Origin of the sequence: Shigella sp. FC1967 (assembly GCF_001743005.1) — a bacterium.
Classification (GTDB): Bacteria; Pseudomonadota; Gammaproteobacteria; order Enterobacterales; family Enterobacteriaceae; genus Proteus.
On record NZ_MIIZ01000602.1, the window covers coordinates 1 to 6,593 of the forward strand.

The 6,593-nt window shown below is 41.5% G+C and carries 5 protein-coding genes and 3 pseudogenes; 6 read left to right on the plus strand and 2 right to left on the minus strand.

Annotated features, from left to right (window positions below; genetic code table 11):
- Positions 1–105 (minus strand): annotated as a pseudogene (locus BHE89_RS27395) (hypothetical protein); the annotation flags it as partial.
- A pseudogene (locus BHE89_RS06740) lies at positions 91–1,284 on the minus strand (DUF3748 domain-containing protein); the annotation flags it as partial. The pseudogenes BHE89_RS27395 and BHE89_RS06740, both read right to left, overlap by 15 nt.
- Before the next feature lie 136 nt (positions 1,285–1,420).
- Between BHE89_RS06740 and BHE89_RS06745 the strand changes: the two are divergent.
- The 6 genes and pseudogenes from BHE89_RS06745 to BHE89_RS06770 all read left to right on the plus strand — a co-directional run.
- Positions 1,421–2,038 (plus strand): trimeric intracellular cation channel family protein, encoded by a 618-nt coding sequence (locus BHE89_RS06745; protein ID WP_006534609.1) that lies wholly within the window; start codon positions 1,421–1,423, stop codon positions 2,036–2,038.
- 307 nt (positions 2,039–2,345) lie between these two features.
- The gene (gmk, locus tag BHE89_RS06750) at positions 2,346–2,969 is read left to right on the plus strand and encodes a guanylate kinase (RefSeq protein ID WP_069369564.1); all 624 of its coding nucleotides are present in this window, start codon (positions 2,346–2,348) and stop codon (positions 2,967–2,969) included.
- 54 nt (positions 2,970–3,023) lie between these two features.
- Positions 3,024–3,299 (plus strand): DNA-directed RNA polymerase subunit omega, encoded by a 276-nt coding sequence (rpoZ, locus tag BHE89_RS06755; protein ID WP_006534607.1) that lies wholly within the window; start codon positions 3,024–3,026, stop codon positions 3,297–3,299.
- A 29-nt stretch (positions 3,300–3,328) separates the two neighbouring features.
- A complete protein-coding gene (gene spoT / locus BHE89_RS06760; RefSeq protein WP_069369563.1) occupies positions 3,329–5,455 on the plus strand; it encodes a bifunctional GTP diphosphokinase/guanosine-3',5'-bis pyrophosphate 3'-pyrophosphohydrolase in 2,127 nt (708 codons plus the stop codon).
- A gap of 2 nt (positions 5,456–5,457) precedes the next feature.
- Entirely contained in the window at positions 5,458–6,180 is a 723-nt protein-coding gene (trmH, locus tag BHE89_RS06765; protein ID WP_069369562.1) for a tRNA (guanosine(18)-2'-O)-methyltransferase TrmH, read from the plus strand.
- A 4-nt stretch (positions 6,181–6,184) separates the two neighbouring features.
- Positions 6,185–6,593 (plus strand): annotated as a pseudogene (locus BHE89_RS06770) (OB-fold nucleic acid binding domain-containing protein); the annotation flags it as partial.

A 6,593-nucleotide genomic window follows, 5' to 3' on the forward strand; every position in this document is an offset into this window, starting at 1 on the left:
AATATTGTCAGTTAAAAGTAACGCAACACCTACCGACATATCATCAAGGCGTCCTGCTGCGTTTAAACGTGGCCCTAAAGAGAAACCTAAATCACTACTTGGTGCTTGTGCTGTTCTTTCTGTTAATCGCGTTAACTCACCCGTTTTTGCATGACATAACATCACACTGTTATCACAAATGAAGGTGAGATATTGCCCGTTACTATTCCATGTAAAGGCTGACTGAATATCCCAATCCTGCGAAGTGACTTGCTTTATCTCTTTCGTACTTGGCGATACGGTATATAACTGCACAATACCGTTATCATCTTTCATTAAAAAGGCGATTGCATCACCTTGTGGTGAACTTCTTAACCAGTGACGAGGCTGATTTAAAACACCCGCATATTTCCTATTTGTTGTATTTGTTAGACGAACTTGATGAATACCTTTAGCCACTGCGGGCATTGTTGTGTCGGTTCCTGCCAGTGGCTTATCTCCTTCAATGCTGAAATCCTGATTATCATCTGGTAAATCCACTAGAAAAATATCAGAAACCTTATCGCCACTTTCACTCACAGTATCGCCGATAAATGCAATCGCCCAACGTTGTTGTGAACCATCAGCCTTTGTATAACCTTGAGTACCAATCCAACACTCTTCATAAGCTTTATTAATTTCATCGCTCCCCTTTTGTGGATGCGCGACGGTTTGGCTGATTACAGTGCAAAAATATTCACCGTCATATTCACGTGGGTGTTTTTTAGCAACGCTAACCGCTTTCAGCGGCACAGCAACAGCGACATTACGTTGATCATATTCGCTGCCAAGTTCATGCATGATATGGTCATTGTAAGTAAAACTTAAACGTGTGCCATCAGGACTAAATACATGAACATGTGTACCGCCACGTAATGCACCAGCTTGATAAGGGGATGTCAATGAACAAGCATCAATATTAAATACCCGATTGTTTTCTGACTCATCAACAATCACACCTCGACGATGATGAAAGTCATAATGCCATTCACTATCTGGATTTTCTGGTCCATGAATAAAAGCATAACGTACGGGCTCTGTTGGGCTTACTGTCACAACCCCTGCATGTGCTCCTTGTGTTGCGGTGTAAATGATCTGTTGCTGTTTTGTTTTCGCATGAATTTTTTCTATGGTTAGACCTGTAAAAGATCCGCCATTGGGACGTACATCATAGACTAACCACTGGCTATCTGGTGTCCAAACATTTATATTGGTTAGCTGATGATGACGGCTATCAAACGTAATCTGGTGTTCCTGAAAAGACATATTTATCCTTATCGGGAAATAAATTTCCACATTATAAAAACTAATTAATTTTACCTGGCACTAAAAAAATTCAGTCGAGACTTTTTCGCAAGGTAATTATTCTACCCTCACTAAATAGTCAAAAAATTAGAAAATCATGTTACTTAGTGTTCTCTATATTATTGGTATTACTGCCGAAGCCATGACTGGCGCACTTGCTGCTGGTCGCCGTAAAATGGATGTTTTTGGCGTTATTATTATCGCCTCTGCAACGGCCATCGGTGGTGGCTCTGTCAGAGACATTTTACTCGGCCATTACCCACTGGGTTGGGTAAAACACCCAGAATATATTGTCACTGTTGCATGTGCTGCTGTGATCACCATGTGGGTTGCTCCTATGATGAAACACTTACAGCGACTCTTCCTTATCTTAGATGCCATCGGTCTAATGGTTTTCTCTATTATCGGCGCACAGATCGCACTCGATATGGAGTATGGTCCAATTATTGCTGCTATTGCCGCGGTGATTACAGGTGCTTTTGGTGGTGTATTAAGAGATATGCTTTGTAATACCATTCCTCTGGTTTTCCAAAAAGAAATTTATGCCGGTATCGCTTTTGGTGCTGCGTGGCTTTATATGGGATTACTATTTTATACACCGTTACCAAGAGATGTCATTATCATCATTACCCTCATTGCGGGGTTAACCGCTCGACTTCTCGCTATTCGTTATAAATTGGGCTTACCTGTCTTTAATTATGAGAATCAAGATTAACGAATCGCTATTTTAACGGTAGCGGTTCTTTTTGATTCTGTGGGGTATCTCAAAATATAATCTCTTTTCACTATTGTGATAAAAGGTAATTCCTATCACTGAATCTTTAATTGTATGTTAATATTGACATCGTTTAATTTTTTCTCTTGTTTCTATATTAAGAAAAATAGAATGTAATAAGAAAAAAAATGGTCCCGTATTAAAACATGGGCACCGTATGTCATTCGTTGTATGTGTATACTATATAGGGGATTGTCCCTAAATATGTATTTATACTTAATTCTCCAGTCAAATTCAGAAAGTCATCATGATCCAAGGAACACTTTATATTGTTTCCGCTCCAAGCGGTGCGGGTAAATCAAGTCTTATTCAAGCGTTGTTAAAAACACAACCTTTATATGACACACAGGTTTCTGTCTCTCATACAACCCGCCCAATGCGACCGGGAGAGAACCATGGTGAACATTACTTCTTTGTTACTGAAGAAGAATTTAAAAGCATGATAGACAGCGGGGATTTCCTCGAACATGCTTGTGTTTTTGGTAATTATTACGGCACTTCAGGTAAAATTATCAAAGAGATATTAGCCAGTGGTGTGGATGTCTTTTTAGATATCGACTGGCAAGGCGCACAGCAAGTGCGTAAAGCAATGCCTGAAGCTCGCAGTATTTTTATTCTGCCACCGTCAAAAGAAGAGCTTTACCGCCGTCTTCGTGGACGTGGACAAGATAGCGAAGAAGTGATTACAAAACGTATGTCACAAGCTGTATCGGAAATGGAACATTTTAATGAGTATGATTATTTGCTGATTAATGATGATTTCAATACTGCGCTTGCTGATTTACAATCAATTATTCGTTCAGAAAAATTACGCCTTGATCGTCAAACGCTACGACATGGTGATTTAATCAGCAAATTATTGGCAGACTGAGTTAACTTTCAGTATTATGCCCAGTCATTTCGTTAATGGTGGAGTAACACAAATATGGCACGCGTAACCGTTCAAGACGCTGTAGAAAAAATTGGTAACCGTTTTGACCTCGTTCTGGTCGCAGCACGTCGTGCGCGTCAGTTACAAGTCGGCGCTAAAGATCCTTTAGTGCCAGAAGAAAATGATAAAATGACTGTTGTCGCGCTACGTGAAATCGAAGAAGGCCTGATTAACGGTAAAATTCTTGATGCTCGTGAACGTCAAGAGCAGCAAGAGCAAGAAGCAGCAGAATTACAAGCTGTTTCAGCGATTGCGGAAGGTCGTCGTTAATCGTTTTATAAAATAGGGGTAGGTCTGCCTTGTACCTGTTTGAAAGCCTGAATCAAATCGTTCAAAAATATTTGCCATCGGAGCAAGTTGAACAACTTAAAAAAGCCTTTATCGTCGCCCGAAATGCTCACGAGGGGCAGACTCGTTCAAGTGGTGAGCCTTATATTACTCACCCTGTTGCGGTTGCGTGTATTCTTGCAGATATGCGATTAGATCACCAAACGCTCATGGCGGCGCTGTTGCATGATGTTATCGAAGATACACCTGCAACCTTCCAAGATATCGAAAACCTCTTTGGTAGTACGGTAGCCGATCTTGTTGAAGGTGTCTCTAAGCTTGATAAATTGAAATTTAGAGACAAAAAAGAGGCTCAGGCTGAAAACTTTCGTAAGATGATTATGGCGATGGTAAAAGATATCCGCGTCATTTTGATCAAACTGGCAGACCGAACTCACAATATGCGCACGCTGGGATCATTACGCCCAGATAAACGTCGCCGTATTGCTCGTGAAACACTCGAAATTTACAGTCCTCTTGCACACCGTTTGGGTATACACCATATCAAAACAGAGCTTGAGGAGCTGGGTTTCGAGGCGCTACATCCTAATCGCTACCGTGTAATCAAAGAAGTCGTGAAAGCCGCTCGAGGCAACCGTAAAGAGATGATTAATAAAATCCTCTCTGAAATTGAAGGTCGCCTGACAGAAGCCCATATTGAATGCAAAGTTAACGGTCGCGAAAAACACCTGTACTCTATCTATCGGAAAATGTTGTTAAAAGAGCAACGTTTTCACTCGATCATGGATATTTACGCCTTTCGCGTTATCGTGAAAGAAGTCGATACCTGTTATCGCGTTTTAGGTCAAATGCACAGTCTTTACAAACCACGTCCCGGTCGAGTAAAAGACTATATTGCCATCCCCAAAGCCAACGGCTATCAATCTCTTCATACCTCACTAATTGGCCCTCACGGAGTGCCTGTTGAAGTGCAAATTCGTACTGAAGATATGGATCAAATGGCAGAAATGGGGGTTGCGGCACATTGGGCTTATAAAGAGCAAGGTGAACAACCAGGCACCACGGCACAAGTTAGAGCTCAACGATGGATGCAAAGTTTACTTGAATTGCAACAAAGTGCGGGTAGCTCATTTGAATTTATTGAGAACGTAAAATCAGACCTCTTTCCTGATGAAATCTACGTTTTCACACCAGAAGGTCGCATAGTTGAATTACCCACTGGTGCGACACCTGTCGATTTTGCTTATGCTGTACACACAGATATCGGTCATGCTTGTGTGGGTGCAAGAGTTGATAGACAACCCTACCCTCTTTCACAATCACTACGCACCGGACAAACAGTTGAAATTATTACCGCGCCAGGCGCAAGACCCAATGCAGCTTGGCTAAACTTTGTCGTCAGTTCAAGAGCACGTTCTAAAATTCGACAACTACTGAAAAATCTAAAACGTGAAGACTCTATTAATTTAGGTCGTCGTTTACTCAATCACGCATTAGGCGAGCACAAGCTTGCTGATATTTCAGCTGAAAATATTGAGCGCGAATTGAAGCGTATGAAGCTTCATTCAATCGACGACTTAATGGCTGAAATTGGTTTAGGTAATACAATGAGTGTTGTTGTTGCGCGTAACTTATTGATTGATAGTCAAAATCAAGATGAAAACGCACAAACAGAAACACCCCATGATGAAACCCCTAAACTCCCAATTAAAGGTGCTGATGGCGTATTGATTTCCTTCGCTAAATGCTGTCGCCCTATTCCGGGTGATCCTATCGTTGCACATATTAGTCCAGGTAAAGGTTTGGTTATCCACCATGAATCTTGTCGTAATATTCGTGGTTACCAAAAAGAGCCTGAAAAATTCATGCCTGTCGAGTGGGATAAAGAGATCAATAGCGATTTCATTACTGAAATTAAAGTCGATATGATTAACCACCAGGGCGCTTTAGCAAACTTAACCGCAGCTATTAATGATGCAAACTCAAGTATTCAAAGTATGAATACAGAAGAGAAAGATGGTCGTGTGTATTGTGCTTTTATTCGCTTAACGGCGAAAGACAGAATTCAATTAGCCAATATCATGCGTAAACTTCGCATCATGCCTGACGTTCTGCGCGTTAGCCGTAATAAAAACTAGTCATGAATTCAATTCGATATGCCCGCATCTGCCAAATGATGGCGATGCGGCAGCCTGATCTTACTGTTTGCCTTGAAGAAGTACATAAATCTCATAATGTTGCTGCTGTTATAAGAACGGCTGATGCTGTGGGGATCCCTAAAATTCATGCGATTTGGCCTGAAGAAAAAATGCGGATGTTAGTTTCCCCTGCGGCAGGGAGTAACAGTTGGGTCAATGTAGAAACACATCCTACTATTACAGATGCGGTGAGTGCCTTTCGTGTCCAAGGTATGCAAGTTCTTGCGACTCACCTCTCAGATAAAGCGGTTGATTTTCGTGAGATTGATTACACACACCCGACTTGTATTATTATGGGACAAGAAAAAACAGGGATCTCACAAGATGCTATCGCCCTTGCAGATCAAGATATTATTGTGCCGATGATGGGAATGGTACAATCCCTAAATGTTTCTGTCGCCAGTGCACTCATTTTATATGAAGCACAACGCCAACGTCAGGCTGCGGGTATGTATAATCGAACAGAGAGCATCTTAACGGAAGAAGAACAACAAATTCTTCTCTTTGAAGGTGGATACCCTGTATTGGCAGAAGTTTCTCGTCGAAAAGGACTGCCTCGCCCTTATATTAATGGCAACGGCGAAATTGAAGCACCTGAGTCATGGTGGGCAGAAATGCAAATGACGCAAAAACAACTTAGGAAATTAAAAAAGACGGAGTATTGATCCCATGAAAGGAAAACTGCTTGATGCAATCCCCTTAACCACTCTTCACGGCGTAGGTGCAAGTCAGGCAGACAAACTGGCAAAAATAGGGCTTGTGACTATTGAGGATTTGTTACTCCACCTTCCTTTGCGTTATGAAGATCAAACGCATCTCTATGCTATCAGCGATCTCCTTCCCGGTATTCCTGCCACTGTCTCTGGTGAAATATTAAGAACTGAAGTCAGTTTTGGCAGACGTAAAATGATGACCTGCCAAATTTCGGATGGCTCTGGCATTTTAACACTTCGCTTTTTTTAATTTTACAGCAGCAATGAAAAATAACCTTGCTCAAGGTAAACAAGTCACTGCTTATGGTGAAGTGAAACGAGGAAGTCGGGGCCCAGAAATTATTCATCCTGAATACAAAATCAAA

Bases quoted from the DNA above. Each gene is read 5' to 3' on its own strand.
- rpoZ (WP_006534607.1), top strand. From the start codon at position 3,024: ATGGCACGCGTAACCGTTCAAGACGCTGTAGAAAAAATTGGTAACCGT.
- BHE89_RS06745 (WP_006534609.1), top strand. From the start codon at position 1,421: ATGTTACTTAGTGTTCTCTATATTATTGGTATTACTGCCGAAGCCATG.
- trmH (WP_069369562.1), top strand. From the start codon at position 5,458: ATGAATTCAATTCGATATGCCCGCATCTGCCAAATGATGGCGATGCGG.
- gmk (WP_069369564.1), top strand. From the start codon at position 2,346: ATGATCCAAGGAACACTTTATATTGTTTCCGCTCCAAGCGGTGCGGGT.